19 protein-coding genes are annotated in these 22,623 nt (G+C 67.9%); 8 read left to right on the top strand and 11 right to left on the bottom strand.

The window, feature by feature from the left end; all coding sequences use genetic code 11:
• Nucleotides 1–7 precede the first annotated feature (7 nt).
• Entirely contained in the window at nucleotides 8–406 is a 399-nt protein-coding gene (locus tag G6O68_RS28235) for a hypothetical protein (RefSeq protein WP_165252460.1), read from the bottom strand.
• A gap of 315 nt (nucleotides 407–721) precedes the next feature.
• Nucleotides 722–898 carry a hypothetical protein gene (locus G6O68_RS28230; protein ID WP_165252458.1) on the bottom strand — a complete coding sequence of 59 codons (177 nt, stop codon included), beginning with the start codon at nucleotides 896–898 and terminating at the stop codon, nucleotides 722–724.
• A 768-nt stretch (nucleotides 899–1,666) separates the two neighbouring features.
• On the opposite strand from G6O68_RS28230, the gene G6O68_RS28225 reads away from it, so the two are divergent.
• Complete coding sequence (locus G6O68_RS28225) at nucleotides 1,667–3,562, top strand: hypothetical protein (protein ID WP_206108233.1); 1,896 nt, start codon at nucleotides 1,667–1,669, stop codon at nucleotides 3,560–3,562.
• A gap of 238 nt (nucleotides 3,563–3,800) precedes the next feature.
• On the opposite strand, the gene G6O68_RS28220 is transcribed toward G6O68_RS28225, so the two are convergent.
• Nucleotides 3,801–4,040 carry a hypothetical protein gene (locus G6O68_RS28220; protein WP_165252454.1) on the bottom strand — a complete coding sequence of 80 codons (240 nt, stop codon included), beginning with the start codon at nucleotides 4,038–4,040 and terminating at the stop codon, nucleotides 3,801–3,803.
• 64 nt (nucleotides 4,041–4,104) lie between these two features.
• Between G6O68_RS28220 and G6O68_RS28215 the strand changes: the two genes are divergently transcribed.
• Nucleotides 4,105–4,734: a hypothetical protein gene (locus G6O68_RS28215; protein WP_165252452.1), complete on the top strand. Its 630-nt coding sequence runs from the start codon at nucleotides 4,105–4,107 to the stop codon at nucleotides 4,732–4,734.
• 123 nt (nucleotides 4,735–4,857) lie between these two features.
• Here G6O68_RS28215 and G6O68_RS28210 read toward each other — a convergent pair whose 3' ends face one another.
• The 5 genes from G6O68_RS28210 to G6O68_RS28190 form a co-directional block, all read right to left on the bottom strand.
• Entirely contained in the window at nucleotides 4,858–5,670 is an 813-nt protein-coding gene (locus tag G6O68_RS28210) for a hypothetical protein (RefSeq protein ID WP_165252450.1), read from the bottom strand.
• A 206-nt stretch (nucleotides 5,671–5,876) separates the two neighbouring features.
• The gene (locus tag G6O68_RS28205) at nucleotides 5,877–6,254 is read right to left on the bottom strand and encodes a hypothetical protein (RefSeq protein ID WP_165252448.1); all 378 of its coding nucleotides are present in this window, start codon (nucleotides 6,252–6,254) and stop codon (nucleotides 5,877–5,879) included.
• Nucleotides 6,255–6,460: 206 nt separating this feature from the next.
• On the bottom strand, nucleotides 6,461–8,404 hold the full coding sequence (locus G6O68_RS28200) for an esterase/lipase family protein (protein WP_165252446.1): 1,944 nt from the start codon (nucleotides 8,402–8,404) through the stop codon (nucleotides 6,461–6,463).
• A 312-nt stretch (nucleotides 8,405–8,716) separates the two neighbouring features.
• A complete protein-coding gene (locus G6O68_RS28195) occupies nucleotides 8,717–10,609 on the bottom strand; it encodes a GTPase domain-containing protein (protein ID WP_165252445.1) in 1,893 nt (630 codons plus the stop codon).
• Between the two features lie 230 nt (nucleotides 10,610–10,839).
• Nucleotides 10,840–12,672, bottom strand: coding sequence for a GTPase (locus G6O68_RS28190; protein WP_165252444.1), 1,833 nt, complete (start codon nucleotides 12,670–12,672; stop codon nucleotides 10,840–10,842).
• A gap of 452 nt (nucleotides 12,673–13,124) precedes the next feature.
• On the opposite strand from G6O68_RS28190, the gene G6O68_RS28185 reads away from it, so the two are divergent.
• Together G6O68_RS28185 and G6O68_RS28180 are read left to right on the top strand one after the other, a co-directional pair.
• Nucleotides 13,125–13,628: a hypothetical protein gene (locus tag G6O68_RS28185; protein ID WP_165252443.1), complete on the top strand. Its 504-nt coding sequence runs from the start codon at nucleotides 13,125–13,127 to the stop codon at nucleotides 13,626–13,628.
• A 386-nt stretch (nucleotides 13,629–14,014) separates the two neighbouring features.
• Complete coding sequence (locus tag G6O68_RS28180) at nucleotides 14,015–14,524, top strand: hypothetical protein (RefSeq protein WP_165252442.1); 510 nt, start codon at nucleotides 14,015–14,017, stop codon at nucleotides 14,522–14,524.
• A 76-nt stretch (nucleotides 14,525–14,600) separates the two neighbouring features.
• Here the strand turns inward: G6O68_RS28180 and G6O68_RS28175 are convergent, their stop codons facing one another.
• Together G6O68_RS28175 and G6O68_RS28170 are read right to left on the bottom strand one after the other, a co-directional pair.
• A complete protein-coding gene (locus tag G6O68_RS28175) occupies nucleotides 14,601–14,849 on the bottom strand; it encodes a hypothetical protein (RefSeq protein ID WP_165252441.1) in 249 nt (82 codons plus the stop codon).
• A gap of 107 nt (nucleotides 14,850–14,956) precedes the next feature.
• Nucleotides 14,957–16,837 (bottom strand): DUF4838 domain-containing protein, encoded by a 1,881-nt coding sequence (locus tag G6O68_RS28170; RefSeq protein ID WP_165252440.1) that lies wholly within the window; start codon nucleotides 16,835–16,837, stop codon nucleotides 14,957–14,959.
• Between the two features lie 216 nt (nucleotides 16,838–17,053).
• On the opposite strand from G6O68_RS28170, the gene G6O68_RS28165 reads away from it, so the two are divergent.
• Nucleotides 17,054–17,893, top strand: a complete 840-nt coding sequence (locus G6O68_RS28165; protein ID WP_165252439.1) for a J domain-containing protein — start codon at nucleotides 17,054–17,056, stop codon at nucleotides 17,891–17,893.
• A 171-nt stretch (nucleotides 17,894–18,064) separates the two neighbouring features.
• On the opposite strand, the gene G6O68_RS28160 is transcribed toward G6O68_RS28165, so the two are convergent.
• Nucleotides 18,065–18,310 carry a hypothetical protein gene (locus tag G6O68_RS28160; RefSeq protein WP_165252437.1) on the bottom strand — a complete coding sequence of 82 codons (246 nt, stop codon included), beginning with the start codon at nucleotides 18,308–18,310 and terminating at the stop codon, nucleotides 18,065–18,067.
• 280 nt (nucleotides 18,311–18,590) lie between these two features.
• Between G6O68_RS28160 and G6O68_RS28155 the strand changes: the two genes are divergently transcribed.
• The 3 genes from G6O68_RS28155 (at nucleotide 18,591) to G6O68_RS28145 (ending at nucleotide 22,603) form a co-directional block, all read left to right on the top strand.
• Nucleotides 18,591–19,982 carry a transporter substrate-binding protein gene (locus G6O68_RS28155; RefSeq protein ID WP_165252435.1) on the top strand — a complete coding sequence of 464 codons (1,392 nt, stop codon included), beginning with the start codon at nucleotides 18,591–18,593 and terminating at the stop codon, nucleotides 19,980–19,982.
• A 79-nt stretch (nucleotides 19,983–20,061) separates the two neighbouring features.
• Nucleotides 20,062–22,116 carry a methyl-accepting chemotaxis protein gene (locus G6O68_RS28150; protein WP_165252433.1) on the top strand — a complete coding sequence of 685 codons (2,055 nt, stop codon included), beginning with the start codon at nucleotides 20,062–20,064 and terminating at the stop codon, nucleotides 22,114–22,116.
• A 22-nt stretch (nucleotides 22,117–22,138) separates the two neighbouring features.
• Nucleotides 22,139–22,603 carry a chemotaxis protein CheW gene (locus G6O68_RS28145; RefSeq protein ID WP_165252431.1) on the top strand — a complete coding sequence of 155 codons (465 nt, stop codon included), beginning with the start codon at nucleotides 22,139–22,141 and terminating at the stop codon, nucleotides 22,601–22,603.
• The last annotated feature ends 20 nt before the right edge of the window (nucleotides 22,604–22,623 follow it).

The following is a 22,623-nucleotide window of genomic DNA, read 5'->3' as shown; positions in this document are numbered from 1 at the left end:
TTGATGCTCATGCAATCTCAGAAAGTGTAGTCGAAATCGAATCGTCTTTAATAGAATAATATTCGCCTTCGTCGCCTTGAACACGGGCTCCGAGTTGGTCCGCAATTTCGATCATTTTGCGCACCGCATTAGGATCTGTTGCTGCTCCTTTGACGCAAATCGAATTATCCCAAAAGCAGAAAGTATAAACGGTGTCATCGATAGTGGTCAAGAAGTAAACTATGTCATAGTCAATATTGTGTAAGTCCTGACCTTTTAGTAGGCGATCTTTTGCGTCGGTCGCCTCTTGGCCCTCTGGGGTAAATTCCGGGCTGTTTGCAGCTATGCGTAGCCATTCTTCTGGTTGAATTTTCCCGGCGTGATCAGAATACCAGGGGCCACGTGTAATATGAAGGTTGTATCCCATTTATCTTCAATCCTTTCAGATTTCAAATGGACGTGTACCGGATCCGAGGCAAGTCAAAGCATTACGTTGCGAGAATACGAATTCGTAGCTATTATTCGATACTTCCGGGCTTTAGTAAAGCCTTGGAGATCCGGCGCTGAATTAGAAGCACGAACAAAATCCAGGCCGCCGCGGACAGGCTGCTGCGGCTCGCGGCTTGATGCTCATGCAATCTCAGAAAGTGTAGCCTGGGTGGATGACTCCACTTCAAGGATAGCGATCAGGGCAATTCGGTATCACCTTCTCTAGGAAAGATTCCTCCTCGATAAAGCTCCGCTACCACTGTTCATCGGCCGCCTGGCGGTCTTTAAGCTCGGACATGCGGCGAGGCGCCTGGAGGTAGTCCACCACCATGGCGAGGCCCAGGGCTGCGAGAACAATCAGGAGCAGCAGCGTACTCAGCCGACAGCGGATCATGACGTCGCCTCGACTCGAAGCATCATGGCGTGTCATTCCGTCCACAGCCGAAGCCGGCACCGTAGCACGGGCTTTGGTGGAAGCAAAGGGCGTTCGATCCGGTGGTCGGACAGAGGCCGGGAAGTTCTTGGTACAGGGCTGACCGGCGTCTCCTCGGGTCGCTTGTTCGTTGCGAGCGAGGTCGAGAGCCTCACATCTTGACCACGTCTCATCACTCGCCAGGCCAGTCGAATTCTCGGACCATGGTTTCGAGATGGGATCGGACCGCGGTTTCGAGATGGGAAATGAAGCGAGTTTCAGCCAGGGTTCACCTTCTCGGCCAACTCGTTTTCAGGTACTTCAAAAATGGGCGCTTTGAAACGCGACGACTCGGTCGGTCAAGAGAGGCCGGGTTTCGTCCCTGACCACGGTCATCGGGCCGCGTTTCGCTCGAATCGACAGACATCCTGAGGTGGCTGGACCGGCGGGCTGACTCGATCGCTTCCATCGGGGCAGGCTTGGCTTAGGGCGAAGTCGACCCTTGAGGCTCTCCCTCGGGATTTCCCGAGGCTGATGCTGGCTCTGGCCGCTCGCCTGGGTCGGTTCCAAGGGTTCCCCGTTCTCAAGGTAGTTGGTCGTTCCACCAGAATGTCGTCGACGGAGGCATGGATGTATACCGGCGGTCAGGAAGTGAGCCAGGATCAGGCCCGTTTCGCGAACGTGGACGATGCAACCGGAGAGGCGCCGCCTCATCTGGCGGATCAAGGCCGAGATCCAGGGGGGGCGGTTCACTCATGGCTTGAGGGCGACCGACCCCGCTCGATCTTGATACGCTCCTTCGTCGCGAAGTCGATGCCGGTGATCTTCGTCCTCGTGGCGATGTTGCCCGTGCTGAGGAGGCTCCGCCATCCGACGCTGCTCGGCGACGACATCACGCGAGTCGTCGATCTGATCAACTTCCCTTTCCTCACGCACCTCTTGAGGCCGTACGGCGACCACTCCGCGCCCTTGTTCCAGCTGGTGTCTTCGCTGACGTGGGAGATCTCCGGCCACGATATCCGACTGGCCCCTCTGGCATTCTGCGTCGCGTCGGTGACCCCGTGGCTCTTGGTCCTCTTCCTCCTCGGGCTGTGGCTCAAGCGCGAGACGGGCTCCTCGACGGCGGCGCTGACGGCGGTGGCGATCGTGGCCCAATCGCCGCTCGTCCTGGAGGCGGTCTGGTGGTACTCGGCCAGCAGCTTCTTGTGGGCGATCGCCGGGATCCTGGCGGCGGTCCTGGGGGCGGGCGCCTTGACCCGGCGGCCTCGCGGTTCGCTGGCCCTCATCGGGATCGGCTGCGCCCTGGCCCCGGCCGGTACGACGCTGGGAGTCCTCGCCCTCCCCCTCGCGATCCTCCGGGCGGGGATCGAATCGGGGGCCTCGCGACGGATGAAGGGATTGGCCGTCCTGGCTGCTGCGGCGGGCCTGACGAGCCACACGCTGATCTCGAAGATGGGCGATTCGGACGTCGCCTACGTCAGCGTCTCCGGTCGATACCGACTGGACCCCGTCGGGGGCCTGGAGCATGCCTTGACCGTGCCCGGACGGATCCTGTGGCCGTCCGCCCTGGGCGTCCCGGCCTCCTGGACCGCCGCCCCGATGTCGACCTGGCTTCGCGTGGGCGCCGGGGCCCTGGCCCTGGCGGGCGTCGCGGCCCTGGCGGCCTGGCCGCGGGCCCGGTGGGACCGTCGTCTCGTCCTGGTCGGCGCGGCGATGATCTACTCGTGCTACTTCCTGACGTTCACATCGCGCATGCATATGTACAAGCTAGGCTACTGGACGGAAGCGGACCTGATCTACAGGTTCGCCGCGCGCTATCACGTCCTCCCCCTGATCGGCCTGGCCGCCATCGTCGCCGCCCTGACGTCCACATGGCCGATGATCCGCCGCTGCGACGCCCGCCGCGGCCTGCCCACGCTGGTCGGGGCGGCCGTCGGCCTGGTCATGTTCGCGGTGCAGGCTCGCGAGGCGACCCAGTGGCACTGGATGCTGCACCTGCCGGACCAGAGGGCGACCCTCGAGGCCCTGCACCGAGTGGGCGTGATCGCTCGTGACGAGGGGATCCCCCGCGAACAGCTCCTCCGGATCTTCGATCCGGCCTACCGGCCCTGGAACGCATCGGTCGCGACCAACCGCCCGTATGCCTTCCATCTCATGAACCTTGCGATCCAGGCGCCCGAGAAGGTCGTGCGTCCCATCTCCGACGCCGAGGCGCGCAGCCTCGTGACGACGCGTTTGACGACGCCGGAGCGTTTCTGGTTGGGTGCGGGGAGTTGCCCGTCCGCCGAGCCGCCACACCCCCTGCCCGACCCGCAGGCTCTCGCCGTCGCCCGGCGTACCGAGGTTTTCAACGCTTCCGAGGACAAGCCCGGCCGGTTCCGCCTGAAGCAGGCTCCGTCGTACCTCGAATACGAATTCGATCCGACGGCCGGGGCGAGTTTCCTCTCGCTGCCAGGCCTGAAAGCGGACCATGACGTGGTGGTCGCGTGGCAAGTGGCTTCGGGCGGGTGGCGGCAATGTCAGAGCCTCCGCTTGCTCCGGTCCCATCTCGGCGATGGTGACGCCGTCGTCGACCTTTCCAGGCTCATCCACCAGCCGGTCAAGCCGATCTCGAAGATCCGGATTTACTTCACCAACAGCGGCGAAGTGGCCCTGGACGGCCCGCCCCGATTGCTGCGCTGACGACGCCTCGCCTCCGTCGGGGTTCGCGTCCTGACGTGCCCCCGCACCCTCATCATCCCTGGAGCAGAATCCGGGGGCAGGCCAACCTGGCAGCGTGACGACCCTTGCGCCGGTTTTCTGTTCCATTGCTACTCACGCCCCGTGTTGGTTCTCGGCGCGTGGGGGCTCTGGGGTAGGTCGAGGGAGATGGAGGAGGGGGTCTCATGGATGGGGCGACGTCCACGTTGAAGGAAAAACTTCAGCGGCGGAAGGCGGCGTCGCGGGGGTGCCGCACTATTCCGTCATTGAGGCTCGCGCCCACGAACTCGGTCGTCGGCTCAGTCGTCGGATTCAGGAGCGGCGCATGGGGCGCGTCGTCGCCGCGGCGGCCGCCGTCGCGACGTGTCCTGAGTGCGGCGTCGGCTGCGAGACCTTCGCCAAACGGCGGCGGATCGCCTCCATCGACGGTCCCGTCGACGTGGAGGAGTCCGTCGCTCACTGTCCCGGCTGTCGCCGGGACTTTTTCCCCCCTCCGGCGGACGCTCGGCCTTGACGCCCGCGCGTTGACGCCGCTGTTGACGCGGCGGATCGCCTTCGCCGGGGCCGAGACCCGCTCGTTCCAGCGGGCGGCGATCGTCATGGACCAGGTCGGCGGACAATCCGTCTCGGCCAAGACGATCGAACGCGTCGTGCACGACGTCGGCTCCGAGTTGGCCGCGCGACGCGACGCCGACGACGGGTTGGTCCGACGTCCGGCCAGCCCTCCCGAACTGGCCGTCGTGGAGTGCGACGGCGGACGCATCCGCACCCGCGAACCGGGTCGCGGCCCCGGCGTGCATCGCACCGGCTCGGGATGGAGCGAGACCAAGAACGCCTGTCTGATTCGCGCCGTCGGGACGACCTTCGACGACGCCCCCCAACCCGAGCCGCCGGCCTGCTTCCACGACCCCAAGCACGTCGCCGCGATCGCCGAGACCGAAGCCCCGCCGACGACCACGCCGCCGCCCGAGCGAGCGTTGCGACCGGCGGTGATCGCGCGGAAGGTCTCGCAATGCACGAAGACGCCCGCCGGCACGCGAGCCTTCGAGGCCTGGACCAGCGTCGTCCAAACGCTGTCGCGGACCCACAAGGGCCCCGAACTCCTCCAAGCCCTCGTCCTCGCCGCCCAGCCGACAGCCCTCCACCCTTCATGACACCGCTGCAGGGAGTCGCTAATCAGTTACCCGACGTCAGCCGGTAGAGGGCGTCGTAGGACCGGGTCTCGGTGGTGCCGTTGGGGAGGGACGTGGAGGTCGGCAGGTCCACTCTACTATTTTTCAAGAACGGCTTGGTGGAAGAATCTTATCAAAGTCAGGATCTGTTATGATATTCCAACAATTGCTGACTGAAAGCGATGGAGGGTTCGTGTTGCAGAGGCCAAGAAGTCGAAATATAAATCCGATGGCAGTGTAGTTTGTACTGTGGATTATTTGTAGTAGGTCGAAACCTTTGATGTAATTCTTGAAAATATCTTCTAAGGCAAAGCGTGATTGTGAATCAAGTTTAGCGACGGTCTCTGCGGCTTGAGCCATGTGTTTGTAAGGTATCCCTGGAAATCTGTCTCTTGGCTTACTGCCGTCAGAATAAACTTTTGCGATGGCATCGTATGACTTGGTGAATAACGCAGCAGGAAGATCGAACGAGAATGGTTTCCACGAAGGCATAAATAGTTCGACGTAGTCTGTAAGGTGGCCTTGGGATTCTCGCAGGAGATCCTGTGAAATCATGCCTGTTGAAAGCCAGCGAGCCAATGATAGGTGGGCGGTTCTAAGAAACTCACAATATCCTGGTGTGTATTGATGTTTTTGTTTCTCGGACGAAGCATGAGCTAGTTCTAAATATTCTATTGATTTTAGCAATAGGATTTCGCCATTAATTGGCTGATAAGACAGATAGCATGCGATCGAATGACCAAGTATGTTGATACCGAGAGGAGTCAAGTTTTTGGCTTTAGCTTCGATGTCGATACCCCATTTCGATTGGACCTTGCCAAGCAATGCGACTCTTTCTAAGAGGTCTGATTCAATATATATGGATTTTTTGTTCGATTCTGGCATATTGGAAATATCGCCTGATTTTGGTGTCATCATTTAGTTTGGACCTCGAAGTAAGTATGTAGGCGCAAGATGGATTGCGGGGTGATGTCCTGGCAGTTCTGCCGTAACTCGGCTGAGCATCGAGGTTTGCGGCTTCGTGGCGAAACACTAACCCCCGAGCGCTTAAGATTGTGTCTCACTTGGACTTGCGTCTGATTCCGAGTGGCCATCACCCTGGAATCCATCTTGAGCCTCGTAAATTACTTATTATAACCTCTCACGATTTTCCAACCACCGGCACCTGCATGGCCGTACGCAGTCCTATATTGAACTCTCTGCCTGCTTAGATTGTCAATAGCTTTAATCTTCACTGCTTCGGTAAGGTTGGATGCTCTGGAGATCAACCCTTCGGCCTCCTTCATTAAGGCCTGTCTTTTGCTGTCTCTGTCGAACTGCGTAGGCTTTGATGTTCCTCGTGTTCCTTTCGAATCCCAAATAAACACAGTGCCATTTTTGTTGATCGAGACCATATCTAAGCCGGAAGCGGTTGGGTTGTGCCCCCATCCGAAATCGGGTATTTCATGACCGTCGAGAATTACCTTGAGAGCTAAAAGAGCTTCATAAAATCCGCCAATCATGTGCGCTTCTGTTTTTATTGATTCAAGAGCAAATTTCGTCTTCGGAAGAGAAATTGCGCCTACGATCGACCGGATCGTGTTTCCGAGAGGTGCGGTAGGTCCTGGCAGCCCGCCTTGACCCCTGTGACCTGCTCCCCATTGGCTGGTCCACCTGATATGCGAGTCAAGCGCAACGTCGACGTCGGAGTCCGCCTCAGCCGGCCGTCCTATTCGGGCTCGTCCCTCAGGGACCGGAGGGCCTCCGGCCAGCTCTGGTTCGAGTCGCGGCGGTCGGCGGGGGAGCCCGCGGGCCCGTCCTCGTCGGGTTCGTCGACCGGTAAGGTCTTCCCCAGGTGGAGGTGCAGGATTCGGCGCAGCTCGCGGAGCGTTTCCACCTCGTCCTGGCAGCCGTGGTCGCCGTCGACGACCAGTTCGGACGAGGCCCAGTCGAGGTGCGAGCTGGTGTAGGGGACGACGCCGTCGCTGCCCAGCTCGATCGGCAGGTTCGGGTCCTTCTGGCCGATGATGGAGTGGACCGGGACGGGCTTGCGCGGCAGATCCGCCAGGGTCCGGAGCAGGCGGTTGTCGGTCCGGAGTTCGTCGATGCTGGAGGGGAGGCCCCCTTCGCGGATCTCGGGCGTGAAGAAGTCCTCGTCGTTCTGGGCGATCAGCTTCCGGTAGAGCAGCCGCATGGGGATCGGCAGCCGGATCAAACGGTCGGTGAGGCGGCCGATGAACTGGTCGCCCAGGTCGCTGCCCCGGTGCGGGGTGGCGATGAAGACGACGCGGGCGATCGAGGGGTGCGGCTCGAAGAAGAACACCCGCCGCATCATCTCCTTGTGCTCGGGCTCGGCCTTGAGTTCCTCGAACGGCCGACGACCGACCAGCTTCCAGATCGCGTCGCCGCTCTGTTCGATCATCATCTTGGAGATCAGCCCGCCCATGCTGTGCCCGATCAGCACGGCCCGGTCGAACGCGGCGTCCCTGTGATCGGGGTCGACGACCTCGCGGAGTTCGTCCAGCCCCTTGCGGAGTTTCGCCGCGGAGGCGGGGAAGGGCGTGCCGGTGGGGTACATGAAGAGCCAGACCTGGTAGCGTTCCCGGAGCTCCGGGTCGCCGCGCAGGGCGTTGATCACGTGCATCCAGGCCGCGGGGCTGGAGCGGAGCCCGTGCACCAGCACGACCGGGATCTTGCCCGGCTCGTAGGGGTGCAGCATGTAGAGGCCGGCCACCTTCTCCAGCCATTGCGGGTCGAGCAGGCCGATCTCCTGGAGGATCGGCAGCGGGCTCTGGACGAAGTGATACACGAGCGGCGTGGTGAGGTCCGCGGCCAGCGGCTCCGCCGGGCCGTTCAGGTCCACGGTGCGCTCGACGAGCGGGTCGTGCAGCTCCAGCCGGAGGTTGTACGGCTCGCCCGGGGCGGTGGGCTCGGGCTTCAGCACGGCGGTCATCGGGTAGACCTGGCGGGGCATGAGGAACTTCTCCTCCCCCTCGCGGCGGTCGAGGGCCCTCAGGTCGAACTTGCGGAGGGCGATCAGCGGCACGCCGACGCCTTCCGTCTTGTGCTCGTCGTCGAGGTTCCTGACGGCGAAATCATCGTCGAAGAAGAAGCGGTCGAACGACTCGGGCGCGAGGAATTCCGACTCCCGCGCGATCGTCAGGCGGATCCCCTTCTGCTCCAGCCCCGCGCGCCATTTCTCGTCGAGCTTGACCGATCGGCCGCTCGTGGTCCGCAGGAATTCCCCCTGCGCGGAGCTGTGCAGGGCCCGGGCCTTGGGGAGATCCGGGTCCGCCTCTCCGCCGGCTTCGGCGAGCATGCCCTGGATGGCGGCCGTGGCGTCGTGCAGGGCGTCGACCTGATAGCGGGCGTTCATCTCGCTCGATTCGCGCCTTGCCTGGAGGCCGGCGCGGTAGCTCCGCTCGGCGCGGGCGAGCAGGGAGCCGGGGTCGGAGGGCTCGCCGGCGTCGGGCCCGGGGGAGGCCCCTCGCAGCGGGGGCGGCGTGCCCGGTTCAACCTTCTGGCGAGCCGCCCATCGGCCGATCCGCTCGATGCGGCCCGTCGACGAGAGGGAAGGCGACCCGCCCACCCTCCGGATCGAGACGCCCTGGCATCCGGCGATCCCGAAGGACGAGGACGCGACCAGGATCAGCAAGCCGGCACGCCATCCCATGGCACTCCCTGGTGAAGACTCGGGCGGCCCCGGGGCGGTGGGACGACCGAACGCGAATCGAGGCCTCGGCCGGATGCGAGGGTTATCGTACTTCCCCCGCGCTCGCATCCAGACTTTCGAGGACGAGTCGACGCCAGGGCCCGAGAGACCGGCCGTAACTCACGCGGGCGGAAGGGAATGGCCTCGCGGGGCCGGCGTCTCCCGGATCGCCCGCGGCGGTTTCGCCACCTCCGCCCGAGGATGCATTGTGTGGTATGGGGGAGCGAGCCGAGACGCGCGAATCCCGACGACGACTCCCGACCGCCCGCGGCCTCACCCCGCCGCGATGGGCGTCTTCGCCGGGATCGGGTTTGCCGCGGGGGCCGCGAGTTCGGGGGGAGACTCGACCCGCAAGGCGCCCAGGCCGAGGTCGAGGACGCCGCCGACGCGGCGTTCGAGGTCGGCGAGGTCGCGCTCGAGGGCGGCGAGGGCCTCGGAGTGGGTGCGGACGGCGAGGCAGGCGTCGCTTGCGTCGCGGCAGAGGGCGTCGAGCAGGGGGGCGTGCGCCAGGCGGTCGACGACGGCCTTCAAGTCATGGTCGAGCCCGCGATTCAGGCGGCTCAGCAGCAGGCCGCCCACGGCGACGCCCCAGAGCAGGCACCAGAAGGCCGCCTGGAAGACGAAGTCCAGGCCCAGGAGCGATTCGCCCTGGATCATGTGGTCATAGAAGAAGTTCTTGGCCATGTGCAGGACGAGCCAGGCCGGCAGCAGGGCGAACAGGGCCTCGAACACGACGTGGACGCCCCGCCCGGCGCGGCGGGCGACGCGCTTCTCGACGACCTCGTTGATCTCGGCGTCGAGCCGGCGGTAGACCTCGACGGCCACCGTGGCGAGCTGCTCGGCCGAGAAGTCGCCGCCGTCGTCGCTCGGCGAGGGGCGGATCTGGGCGTCGTTCAGGTAGCCCTGCAGGATCGTCCGCGCGTGGGCGAGGTCGCCTTCGGTCAGGCCCAGGTCGGCCTCGGCGGTGAGCGCGGCGGCGGCGCGGCTCTCGCGCCACTTCTCGCCCACGAGCGAGACGGCCGTCCAACCGCCGGCGAGGATCGCCTGCGTGGGGGTCCGCGCGCGGAGCAGGATCAACGAGCGGAGCAGGCTGCCGGTCGCCGACCAGAGGCCGATGAGGAACGCGAGCGGCCCGGCGCCCCAGGTCTGGTTGAGCTGCCGGAGCACCCGCGAGCGCCAGAGCCGGCGGTTGGCGTCGATCCGCTCGGACATCTTGGCGGCGATCTTGGCGGCCATCCGGGCCCGCTCCTGGTCGAGCGCCCCCTCCAGCTTCGCCACGGCCTCCAGTCCGGCGTCGACGGGCCCCCGGATCGCGGAGAGGAGCCAGCCGTAGAGGCCCAGCAGGTTGGCGCGGCGGATCCGGTGGCGGGCGCGGCTGGCCAGCTCGTGCTCCAGCAGGTCGCGGAACCTGGCGAACTCGGCGTCGACGGGCTGGCCGGCGTCCTGCTTCGCCTGGGCCTCGGCGGCGTCCAGCCGGTAGATCTCCGGGACCCTCAGGCCCAGCGTGTCGAGATAGCGGCGGAGGTCGGGCCGGTTGTCGTGGTCGATGCTGGCGTGCGTCTGCACGAACAGGATCTGACGCCCCGGCGCGTTCCGGCGCACCTCCTGGCCGACGACGTGCGACTTGTACTTCTGCGAGGTCACCGTGTGGACCATCACGTCGCAGTGGGGCAGCACGGAGCGCAGGATGTCCAGGTGCCGGCCGCCCCCCTCGCCGTCCTCGGGGTCCTGGGTGTCCGGGTCGGGGCAGTCGATCAGGATCATCTGTTCGAGCAGGGGGATGTTCAGGCGATGGATCTCCAGCGCGTCCTCGTCGAGGCCGAGGAACGCCGGGTCGACGTCCGGGTGGCAGGCCACCACGGCGCGCCGGGTCATCGGCCGGAACTCCTTCCCCGCGCGGCTGACCCGACGGCCCAGCAGCGCGTTGAACAGCGTGCTCTTGCCCGTCCCCGAGCCGCCGAGGAAGCCGACCACGAGGGCGCGGTCGAGGTCGATCTCGGGGACGCGCAGGCGGGGGTCGAGCCGCTCCACGAGCCCTTTCGCCTCGTCGTACGGAGGCCACGCCGGCGCGGACTTCGCCCAGGCCCGCAGCCGGTCGTGCAGGCGGTCGAAGCCGGCGAGCAGGTGCTCGCGCTCCCAGTCGGCCTTGGTGAATCGCTCGGCCATCGCGGTCGGTCCTCGTTGCGGTCGATGCGGTTCTTCAATTTCTCCCTTCCCCCCTGGTGGGGGAAGGTGCCCCGGAGGGGCGGATGAGGGGGACCATCAAGGCAGACGACGCGAGGAAGCGACGCCTTGCCGGCTCGCCTGTTTCTCCGGACGGTCTCCGTGCTCGTCTTCCCCCTCATCCGGCCTTCGGCCACCTTCCCCCACCAGGGGGGAAGGCTTTCAAAGTTCGATCAGCCCTCGGCGGCCGCCGCTTCCAGGGCCGGCTCGTCCAGGGCGGCCAGCTCGCGGGAGAGTTCGGCGGCGAGCTTGTAGGCGGTCTGGAAGTCCTGGCCCTGGCCGAGGTCGGCGAGGCGTTCGATGCGGTCGAGGTGGCGGCCGACGACGCAGTCGTCGATGACCTTGGCGAGCAGCTCGGCGCGCTCGCGGTAGAAGGCGGCGAAGAGGTCGCCGATCAGGGCGCGGGCGGGGCCGCTGATCCGGGCGAAGGCCCCCTCGCCGCCGGCGGTCAGGGCGGAGCCGGCCGCGACGTCGAAGAAGACCTGGCCGATCGCGTGGCCGCCGGCGTCGAACAGCGGGCCCGCCGCCATGTCGGCCGCGCCGAACATGCCGATCGTCACCGCCGGCCGCGCGATGGCCGTCGCCACCAGGCCCCACTCGATCGCGCGCATCATCGTCGGATGTTCGGCCTCGAACGCCTCCAGCCGGGTCGCGATGGCCCGGCGGTAGGCCTCGGTCGCCAGCGGCGCGGCGGCCAGCCGGCGCTGGAGTTCCTCGAAGGCCCGCCGCCGCTGGTCGCCGGCGATCAGGGGCTGCAGCTCCTGCCGGAGCGCCGGGGAGCCGACGCGGTGGACCTGCTCCAGGTCGTGGTAGACGGCCTCCAGCGCCTTGTTGAGCTGGGTCTTCTCCTCGGCGAGGAACCGCGCCTCGTCCTCGGCGGGCTCGACGCTGCCGGGGAGCCACTTCGCGACGGTCCGCCCGAGCGCGCCATAGGCGCCGTGGACCTTGCGGTCGAACCAGGTCCGGCGGGGTTCCAGCCAGCGCCAGATCTCGTCGCCGACGATGTGGCCCGGCGGCCGGGGGAGGTCGATCTTGACCTGCACCTTCTGGTGGATCACGGCGCGGGCCTGGCGGTTGTCGTCGGCCCGCTTCTCCAGGTCGCGGAGGTACGCGGGGATCCCCTCGTCGGGGTCGAGCGCCTGGCGGAGCGAGCCCCGGAGCGACCGGATCTTGATCTCGGCGAACTGCAGCTCCGCCAGGTCCTTCCGCGGGTCGGTGGCGCGGGGGGAGAGGGGGTGGAACGTCAGCCGGTTGTCGCGGACCGCGGCGCGGTCGCGGGGGACGGCGTAGGCGTGCAGGGGCTCGGCCCCGGTCCCCTTGCGGAAGGTGTCCAGCCACCCTCGGCAATGGTCGCGGTCGTCGGGCCAGTCGATCAGGTTGACGACGGCGAGGACCGCCTTGTCGGCCTCGGCGGCGATCCGGAAGAAGCGGCGGATCTTCTCGTCGTTGTACTTCTGCTGGGTCAACAGCGCGATCAGGACGTCGGCCGCGTGGGTGATCGCCTCGGCGAGCTTCCAGTTGTTGGGAAGCGCCGCGTCGACGTCGGGCGTGTCCAGCAACACGAGGTTCTCGGGCTGCGAGCCGGTGGGGTCTTCGCGGTAGACCAGGCCGTCGGGATGGCCCTCGGCGACGGCGTCGTCCTCGGACTTCCAGGGCTGGAGCGTGAAGCCGGGGAAGACCTTGGCCAGGTCGTGACGGTCGGTGAAGCCCCGAGGCAGCATGCAGACCGGGTGCTTGGTCTCGGCCGCGTTGTGGTGGACCCGGCTGGCGGGGAAGCCCACCAGGTGGTTGAACATCGTGCTCTTGCCCATGTTCGCCCCGCCGGCCACGGCGACGATCAGGTAGGGGGCGTCGACCGCCTGGGGCACGAGCTTCTGATGCAGGTTCGCGTGCCAGGCGGCCGTGACCTGCGGCGCGATCCCCGCGGCCTCGGCCTCGGCCTCCAGCCGCGAGAGCGCCCCGGCCAGGTCGACGACCCGGCGCGACCAGGTGGAATATTCCAACAAAGGACGACAGCTCCCCCGCGTTCCGCGGCCTCTCGACTCGATCCGCCCCGAAGCCCCTGAAGGCTCCCCCAGTATAAAGGACGCGCCGACACGGACGCGACGCCGCAACTCTCACGCCGGCGTCGGGCCGATGTTCCGCCCGCTTCCCACCCCTGCGCACGACGCCTCCCCGCCCGTTCGGGACGCAAGGATCACGCCATCTGAGACACCCAGGACGTTTACGCGACATTTCCCGGCGGCACCTATCGCCCGGCTTGCGTCCTGGTATCCTGTCAGGATCCGCGGGGTTCACAATAGGGACTCTCGTGGGTTTGCAAGGTTTTGGCACGAAGCTAGCGAATAGGCGGGCGTGAAGCTTGAGGATGTCGTCCCGTATCGGGACCAAGCCGGTCGCGTGACGACCGGACGCCCATCACCCCTGATCTTCCCCGACAGCCTAGGAGCCGCATCCGATGAAGAAGAACTCGTTTGTCCCGTCGCTGGACGGCCGCCTGGAAGACCGCATCGTCCTGAACGGCTCGCGCGCCGCGGCCGGCATCGTCGTCAACCTCCCCGGCGGCGAGCAGACGTTCGTCCCGAGGTCCGGGATCCTCACCACCCGGACGTATAACAACATCCTGGTGAACATCCACCGGGCCACCCAACAGTTCGGCCGCACCCAGGGCGTCCAGCAGGACTTCGACAACCTCGGCCGCCAGCTCGGCGCGCAGCTCGGCCGCCTGCCGTACGCCCGCCAGGACGGCCTGATCGACTACGTCAACGGCTCGCTGCAGTTCTACGCCCCGAACGAGAACCAGCAGCTCTACTCGGACATCCGTTCGACGACGATCAGCTACCTGAGCTTCAAGGTGCTCAACGGCGAGGCCGCCATCCGCAAGTCCCCCGGCCACTACTTCTCCGACGCGGACATCTACGGCCGCAACGCCGCCATCTTCACGGACATGCAGCCCATCTGACCTCCCCGCCCACGCCGGCCGAACGCGACGAGACCGGGCTGACCCCCGGTCTCGTTCCGCGCGCCGACCGATCTCGCCGACCCGCGCGGGCGAGGCCGTACATCCCGCCACTCGCGTACGATTTCGGCCTCTCTCGCCACACTGAAAACGAAACAATTCGACTTAAAACGTCCGTGCTTTCGGAATTCTTTGTAATTTTATCGTCCCAACCGCGTTATCCTGACCGAGTGCAGCCTGTTCACACTGGGAGGGCCTGCGAAGCGATGCCGACGGCAGAGGGCTGCGTTTCGCCTTCAAAAACGCGGAATCGGCCTGAACACCGCCTGGCCCGAAGGTTCGCCGCCCCCCTCCGCTTTAACCTTGTTCGACATCGGGAGACACGCGAAATGAAGACGAAGAAGCACGGTTTCGTCCCTTCCCTCGACGGCCGCCTGGAAGACCGCATCGTCCTGAACGGCTCGCGCGCCGCGGCCGGCATCGTCGTCAACCTCCCCGGCGGCGAGCAGAGGTTCGTCCCCAAGTCGGCGATCCTGACCACGCGGACGTACCATGACGTCCTGGTGAACATCCACCGGGCCACGCAGCAGTTCGGCCGCACCCAGGGGGTCCAGCGGAATTACGACAACCTCGGCCGGCAGCTGGGCGCGCAGCTCGGCCGACTGCCGTACGCCCGCCAGGACGGCCTGATCGACTACGTCAACGGCTCGTTGCAGTTCTACTCGCCCGCGGAGTCGCGCCAGCTGTACTCGGACATCCGTTCGACGGCGATCAGCTACCTGAGCTCCAAGGTCTTCAACGGCGAGGCCGCCATCCGCAAGTCCTCCGGCCACTACTTCTCCGACGCCGACATCTACGGCCGCCACGCCGCCATCTACTCGTCGGATCAGATCGGCTGAGACGGGGCGCGCGTTCGAAACGAGGCCGGGGCGCGCCGATGGCGCGCCCCGGCCTGGATCTTGACGGCGGCGGGTCTCATCCGCGGTCGCTGACGCGGCCCCGGGCGCGGCCGCCCATGTGCTGGGACTTGCCGATGTCCACCAGGCGATCCTTGAGGTCGCCTTGCGCGTTCTGAGCCTGCTGGCTCGCCTCGGCCGCGCGCTGTTGCTCGGCCTCGGTCGCGTGGGTGGCCTCGGGGGGGCCTCCGGCGGGATCGGCTTCGTCGTCCTCCGGCCGGGGGACGGCGTCGGACAGCTTGTGCTCGCGATAAACATCGTCCGGCATGCCTGGGCTCCTCGGGCTTGGGTGGTGAGGAACGCCGGCGAGGCGACTCGCGCCGCCGGCTCACGTCCTGACCAGGGTTGCAACCCCCGTACCGTCCGCGTCCCGACTCACTCCGCCCCGTCGGCCGACGCGAACAGCGAGGCGGGCAGCACCGCCTTCAGCGGCGCTGCGGCGAGGTTCTCGGAATAGCGATCGACGCCGTGGCGTTCGTAGAGCCGGAACAGCTCGCGGAGGTCGGCCTCCATGCCCCGGTACGCCTCGGGCGGGGCCTCCTTGAGTCGGCCGGCGGCGATCTCCCTCTGATGGCCGCGGACCCAGGCCACGAACGGCGCCAGCAGGATCGTGCGCGGGCCGATCGTCAGCTTCTCGACGCGGTCGCGGACCGCCGGGTTCTCGGCGCGGGCCATCCCGCGCTCCAGGATCGCCAGGGCCTCGCGGCCGAGCGACTCGTCGTAGCCGTAATCGGCGACGACGCCGAAGCAATGGCGATGCACGCCCTTCTTCCGAGGGGTCTCCGAGATCAGCCGGATGTACGCCTTCACGTCGTCGGCCGCCGCGCCGTAGTAGCGATCGGCGAACTCGTCGATCACGCGGCGGTCGTCGAGGGTCGGGTCCCAGAGCAACCGCGAGATGAGATGGTTGCGCAGGTCGGCCAGCTCGGTGTTTCGGGCGTCGCCCGCGGCCTGCATGAACACGCCCCGGACGCCGTTGGCCGCCAGGTAGCGGACGTTCGCGCCGATGATCTCGATATTGGGGCAGGGGAGGTTGTAGCTGGTGAAGTCCACGTTGTAATTCCAGACGTAGACCCGATCGCTGATCGCGCACCAGCCGTCCAGGTCGGAGCAGAACGCCCGGTTCCGCTCGCAGGAGGGGTCGTTCAGCGGGTGGACCTGGCAGGCCTCGATGCTGCAAAGCTGGATCGCGACGTTCGGCCGGGGCTTGAGCGTCTTCGGCGGCTTGCGCGAGTATTGATATGCGAGCGTCCCCACGCAGACCCCCGGGCGGACCCTCGCCAGGGCGTCGCCCGCCTCGTTCAGCAGGGTCAGAAGCGAGCCCATATGCGAGCCTTCACGGTCGTCGATCGCCGCGCAGTCGGGGCAACGGCAGTACTGCTCGTTGTCGTTCTGGCTGATCGAGACCACGCCGTCGCTCAGGTTGCGGCGCTCGGCCTCGGCCAGCACGCCCTCGATGATCCGCCGGCGGACCTCCGGGTTGGTGAAGCAGGGCTGCGTCCCGCCCTGTTCGAACTGGTCGTCCTTCATGAACGCCCGGCGCTTGCCGTCGACCAAACTGAAGAACTCGGGGTTCGACGCGCCCAGCTTCGCCACCGGGATCCAGTTGTGAACCGAGTGCGAGATGAGCGACCAGGCCGACCGCCCCCCCAGCTCGGGCGCGCCGACGACGGCGTTGTTGCGCAGCCGGGCGGCCAGTTCGGGATGATCCTGGTTGGCCTTGTAGTACGAGTACCGCCAGGCGAACCGGGGCCGGAACGTCCGCTCGCCGTCCGCTAGCAGCTTGCCGGGATCGACCCGGGGGATGCTCGTGCAGTCGGCGGTCAGGTAGCGGACGCCGAACTCGTCCTCCAGGAACGAGTAGACGCCGTAGAGCGTCCCGCGCGGGGAACCGCCGGCGATCGCGACGCGGTCGGCGCCGACCCGGATGACGAACCCCTCGTCGCCGAGCCCGGCCGTCTCCAGGCCCGCCGCGCCGCCGACGATCACCGCCGGCTTGCCGGCCGGTGCCTCGGCCGCGATCTCGGGACGCGCGCCGGCCGCCTCGGCGAAGGCGTCGCGCAGCTCCTCGGCCGCGCGCCGCTCCGCGGGCGCGGCGTCGGCCGCGACGACGATCGGCCACGAGGCGACGTCGGCCGCCTTCACGCCCGCCTCGGCCCTCCCCGGCCCCCCCAGGGCCCAGGCGATGATCCCGACCCCGAACGCGACGTTCCCCGAACCCGACCAACCGCGCCGCATCTCCCGATCGCTCCCCATGGCGGAACACCTCCACTGGTAACCCGATGCGACGCCGCCGAGCGACGGCGCCACCTTGGAGGATAGCGCGCCGGCCCGCGCCGATCATGGGTGCGGCCCATCCTCCCCGTGAAGATTCGGAGTGCGCCGGCGAAGGATCGGCGTGGGGATTGCAGGATGAACGGATGAAAGGAATCGGGCCGGCGTCGGCTCTCCTGGTCCGTGATGAAGGGTCCCATGATCCACCATTTCCCGTTCGATCCTCGCGCGATTTTGGGCGTGCCCGCCGAGGCGACGCCGGACGAGGTCCGCGAGGCCTTCCGCGAGAAGTCCAAGAAGCACCACCCCGACCTCGGCGGCGACGAGTGGGCGTTCCGCATGGTCGTGCGCGCCTACGAGGTGCTCAAGTCCACGGCCGAGGGCCTGGAGCAGCCGGCCGGGGCCGGGTTCGGCGGCTTCGACGCGGCGGCGGCCTCGGCGACGCCCCCGCCCTGGTCGCGGCCCTCGCCCATGTCGGGCTTCTTCTCGCAGGGCCGGTTCCCGTTCGGGAGCGGGTCGGCGGCCGGCACCGCGACGGAGACGGAGGAGGAGGAGGCACCCGGGGCGTCCGCCGCATGGGAGCCGGAGCCGCCGTCGGAGCCCCGGGCCGAGCCGCCGGGCGTCTTCCAGATGGTCGAGGTCGAGCTGATCTGGATCCGCTTCGACATGGCCGAGGACCCCGGCCGCGACGCCTCGGCCACGACGTCGGACGCCGCCTCCGCCGAGGGGCCGACGCTCAGCGTCTGCATGGTCGTCTCGTGGCCGCTGCGCTCGCTGGTCTCCCGGAGCGCCGAGTACGCCCACCTGGGCGACACCCTGCGGCACGTCATCGAGGCGTTCGAGAAGCTGCCGCGGAGCGAGGCCCAGGCGACCCGCTCGCGCATCGAGGACGGCCGGTTCGTCGGCTGGGCCAGCTTCCCCGACGTCGTCGCGGCCCAGGCCGGCTTCCTCGCCCTCCGCGACGACCTCCAGGCCCACGACCTGACCGTCCACCTCCAGACCCGCGACGAGATCATCCCCGCGAGCTGGGCGGGCTGACGCGGATCCGCCGGGCCTTCACACGCCGCCCGAGGCGCTCCGGGAACGTCGCGAACGGCTGCACGCCGCCCGAATCCAAGAGGCCCTCGTCGCGGACGCCCCACCCGCCGAATTCGTCGACCTGATCGGCGTGCAGCGCGATCAGGTCCGTCCGATCGAGGAAGATCGGGCTTATTCCGCCAGCCTCCGGAAGGCCGACGCGTGCCGTTCGATGGCTCGCCGGGACGCCTCGCGGACCCGGGCGCGATGCTCGGCCCCCGCTTCGCCGGCCTCCAAGGGGATCAGGAGCAACCCCTTCCCGCCGGGCGCGAGGCCGACCTCGACGCGGGAGCCGACCTCCAACCCGAGGAGCCTCAGGAGGGCCTCGTCCAGGATCACGCCGCACTCCGCACCGATCGCCTGCAACGTCCGGATCATCACGCTTCTCCCCATCTCTCCGCAATTCCCGCCCTTCACCCACGACGTCAGGATACGACACCACTAAGTCAGATCGGATCGAGCGGAAGAGGTTCGTGGACCGACCTGGCCCCCTGGGGGGTTCCGGGCAGATGCGTCGCACCGCGAAAACGGGTCGAGATTAAGGGGTACCCGCGGGCCGGGAGGTCGCCAATGGTCTATAATCGCAGTTGACGCAGTTGACGCGGGCCTGTCGGTCAGGATTCGTGCGCGATCGCGGCCGGGTGCGGGGGTCAAGCCGATGGGGCGTTGGTGGCTCGGGTTGCTGGCCGCGGGTCTGCTTGCGGCGGGGGCCGTCTACTGGGGCCCCGGGCTGATCCGGCGGGTCGAGGCGCCGATCGTCGTCGGGCTCGTGCATTCGAAGACGGGCCCGCTCGCGGGGGTCGAGCAGCAGATGCTCGACGCCGAGGTCCTGGCGCTCGAGGAGATCAACGAGGCCGGCGGCCTGCTCGGCCGGCAGCTGACCTGGGTGATCGCCGACGGCCGGTCGGACTCCTCGGTCTTCGGCCAGGAGGCGCGCCGACTGGTCGAGTCCGAGAAGGCGAGCGTCCTGTTCGGCGGCCTGACCTCGGCGTGCCGCAGGCCGATGGAGGCCGCGGCGACGGCCGGCAAGCGGCTCTATTTCTTCCCGGGCGTGTACGAGGGGATGGAAGTCTCGGTCGACATGATCGGCACCGGCCCGCTGCCGAACCAGCAGGCGGTGCCGGCGGTCTCGTGGTGCTTCGAGACGCTCAAGGCGAGGAAGTTCTTCCTGGCCGGGATGGCCGACGTCTCCTCGTACGCGATCCACGCAGTCGTCGGCGACCAGCTCAAGGCGATCGGCGGCTCGGTCGCGGGCGAGGCTTTCGCGGGGATCGACGGCGGGGGCATGGAGGAGCTGGTCGCGGCGGCGAAAGCCTCCGGGGCGGACGTGGTGATCAGCTCGGTGGTGGGCGATGCCAATTTGGCGTTTTTCAAGCAGATGGCGGCGGCCGGGCTGACGGCCGACGAGCTGCCGATCGTCAGCCTGCGGGTCTCCGAGGCCGACCTCCGCCAGATCCCCGCCGACGAGACGGTCGGCCACTACGCGGGCCAGGGCTACTTCCAGGCGTCCGAGGCCGGGGTCAAGGACGGGCTGGCGGAACGGCTCCGGGCGAGGTACGGCGGCGACCGGACGGCGAGCGACCCGGCGGCCTCGGCGTACTACGCGGTGAAGCTGTGGTCCCAGGCGGTGGAGGAGGCGGAGTCGCTCAGCACGGAGGACGTCCGGGGGTGCCTCTCGCGGCAGAGCCTGGAAACTCCCCAGGGGGTCGTCTCGATCGACCACGACATGCTCCACGCCTGGCGGCCCTTCCAGATGGGGCGGATCCGCCGCGACGGCCGGTTCGACGTCGTCTGGAAGCTGTCCCGGCCGATCCGGCCGATCTCGTATCCGGTCTTCCGGAGCCGGGAGGCCTGGCGGGACGCCCTCCTGCGGTGGACGACCACCGGCAAGCCCGGCCTCGACGAGCCGGCGCCCGCCGCGCCCGCTTCTTCGGCCGAGCCCGCCGGGCGGCCCGTGGTCTGGGGCCCTCGGGGCGCCGTCCGCCGGGAGACGCCCGGCCCCGCCCCCTCGACGCGGGCCGCCGCGACCCCCCGCGCGCCGGTGCGATGAGCGCCCCGCGGCCGAACCGGACCGGACCGGAAGCGATCCCACGAAACCACGGCTCGATCTCGACGCTGGAACGCCGCTCATGAACAAGATCCGGTCCATGCTCTCGGGGCTCGGCATCACGACCCGGCTGATGGTGGGGTTCCTGGGGATCTCGCTGATCCCCTGCATCGTGCTGACGGCCATCACCAACCGGCTGGCGACGCGGTCGCTGGAGGCGGGCCTGCGCGACCGGCTCCAGGCGATCTCGGCTTCGAAGGCGCTGGAGCTGAACAGCTTCATCCGCGAGCGGCAGGGGAACCTCGCGGTCCTGGGGCAGATTTCCACCACCCAGGCCGCCGTGATCGACCTGACGCGGGCCCTCGACGCGGGCGACGCCCCGGCCGCCGCCGCCGTCGGGGCCCGCGTGCGGCCGGCGATGCGGTTGTTCTGCGAGACCTACGGCTACGAAAACGTCCTCCTGTTCGACGTCGGCGGCCGGCTGCTGCACGGCCTGGAGGGGGGCCTTGACGTGGGCCCTGGGCTCCTCTCGGGCCCGCTGAAAGACAGCGAGCTGGCCGAGGTCTTCCGCCGCGCCCGGACGCTCCTGCAAGGGGAGGTTTCGGACTTCCAGTCCTACCCCGGCCTGCCGAACCCGGCCCTGTTCATGGCCCAGCCGGTGCTCAAGGACGGCGTGCTGATCGGCCTGGTGGCGCTGCAGGTCGGCAACAAGGAGATCTACCGGAGCTTCCAGGACTACAGCGGCCTGGGCGAGACCGGCGAGGCGCTCGTGGGGATGCTCAAGGGGGACGAGATCATGTTCGTCGCCCCGCTCCGCCACGACCCCGACGCCGCCTTCAAACGCCGGATCCCGATGGGGAGCGACCTGTCGCAGGCCGTGCAGCTGGCCGTCCGGGGGGTCCACGGCTACGGCCCCGTGAACGACTACCGGGGCGAGCAGGCGGTGGCCGCCTGGTCGTACATCCCGGCGTTCCGCTGGGGGCTCAACGTCAAGCAGGACCGGGCCGAGGCGTTCGCGATGATCGATCAGCAGCGCTGGGCGGTCGGGAGCCTGCTGGCGGCGACGACGGCCCTGGTCGTGCTGGCGGCCTGGGGCATGGCCCGGACGATCACCCGGCCGATCCGCCAGGCCGCCCTGCTGGCCGACCGGGTGGCCGCCGGCGACCTGACCGCGACCTGCCAGGAGCGGGCCCCGGGCGAGATCGGGCTGCTGCTGACCGCGATCCGCAAGATGAACCACGACCTCCGCTCGCTGATCGGCCGGATCCAGAAGTCGAGCATCTCGCTGCTGTCCACCGCCACCGAGATCGCCGCCACCTCGCGGCAGCAGGAGCAGGCGGTGTACGAGTACGGCGCGTCCACCAACGAGGCCGCCGCCGCCGTCAACGAGATCTCGGCCACGAGCCAGGAGCTGCTCAAGACCATGACCGAGGTCAACGCCGTGGTCCGCGACGCGGCCCAGCAGGCGGCGACCGGCCGCGACGGCCTCACCGGCATGGACCGCACCATGCGGCAGCTCGCCGAGTCCACCGGCTCGATCGGCTCGAAGCTCTCGGTCATCAGCGAGCGCGCCGCCAACATCAACATGGTCGTCACCACGATCACCAAGGTGGCCGACCAGACCAACCTGCTGTCGATCAACGCGGCCATCGAGGCCGAGAAGGCCGGCGAGTACGGCCTGGGCTTCCTCGTCGTCGCCCGCGAGATCCGCCGCCTGGCCGACCAGACCGCCGTCGCCACGCTCGACATCGAGCGCATGGTCAAGGAGATGCAGTACAGCGTCTCGGCCGGCGTGATGGAGATGGACAAGTTCAGCGAGCAGGTCCGCGCCGTGGTCGCCGAGGTCCAGCAGATCGGCGGCCAGCTGGGCTCGATCATCGCCGGCGTCCAGGGCCTGGACGAGCGGTTCGAACAGGTGACCGAGGGGATGCGGGTGCAGTCCCAGGGCGCCGACCAGATCCGCGAGGCCATGCTCCGCCTCAGCGAGGTCGCCGGCCAGACCACCTCCTCGCTCCGCGAGTTCAACAGCGCCACCGACCACCTCCGCGAGGCGGTCGGCGGCCTGAAGGAGGAGGTCTCCCGGTTCACCGTCGGCAACGTCGACGTCTGCGAGCTCCCCGCCCCACGCCCGTCCTGACCCAGCCGACCCGAGGCCCGCCATGCTCCTGCTGACGTTCCAGGCCGCCGGTCAGCGCTACGCGGTCGACGCGTCGCGGGTGGTCGAGGTCGTCCCCCGGGTGCGCCTCCGCCCCCTCCCTCACGCGCCGGCGCACCTGGCGGGCGTGCTGGAGTTCCGGGGCGAGGTCGTCTCGGTCGTCGACCTGGGGACCCTCCTGGGGGCGGGGCCGGCGCCCGAACGGCTCAGCACCCGCATCATCCTGGTCGACCGCGCCCCCCCGCGGCGTCGCGAGGCCCCCGGTCCGCAAGGGCCCGCGCCCCGCGCCCTGCTGGGCCTGATCGCCGAGAACGTCGACGACCTCGCCCCCGTCGACCCTGACGGCCTGACCGCCAGCCCGTTCGTGCTGCCGGACGCCCCCTACCTCGGCGGCTTGGCCGAGACCGACGCCGGCATGGCCCAGCTCATCCTCGTCGAGAAGATCCTGGCCCCCGCGGCGGCGGGCTAGCGGGCCGCCCGCCCGCACGG

The sequence above is a fragment of the Paludisphaera soli genome (assembly GCF_011064595.1).
GTDB lineage: Bacteria > Planctomycetota > Planctomycetia > Isosphaerales > Isosphaeraceae > Paludisphaera > Paludisphaera soli.
The sequence above is the reverse complement of the archived record's forward strand: the minus strand, read 5'-3'. Positions and strand labels throughout refer to the sequence as shown.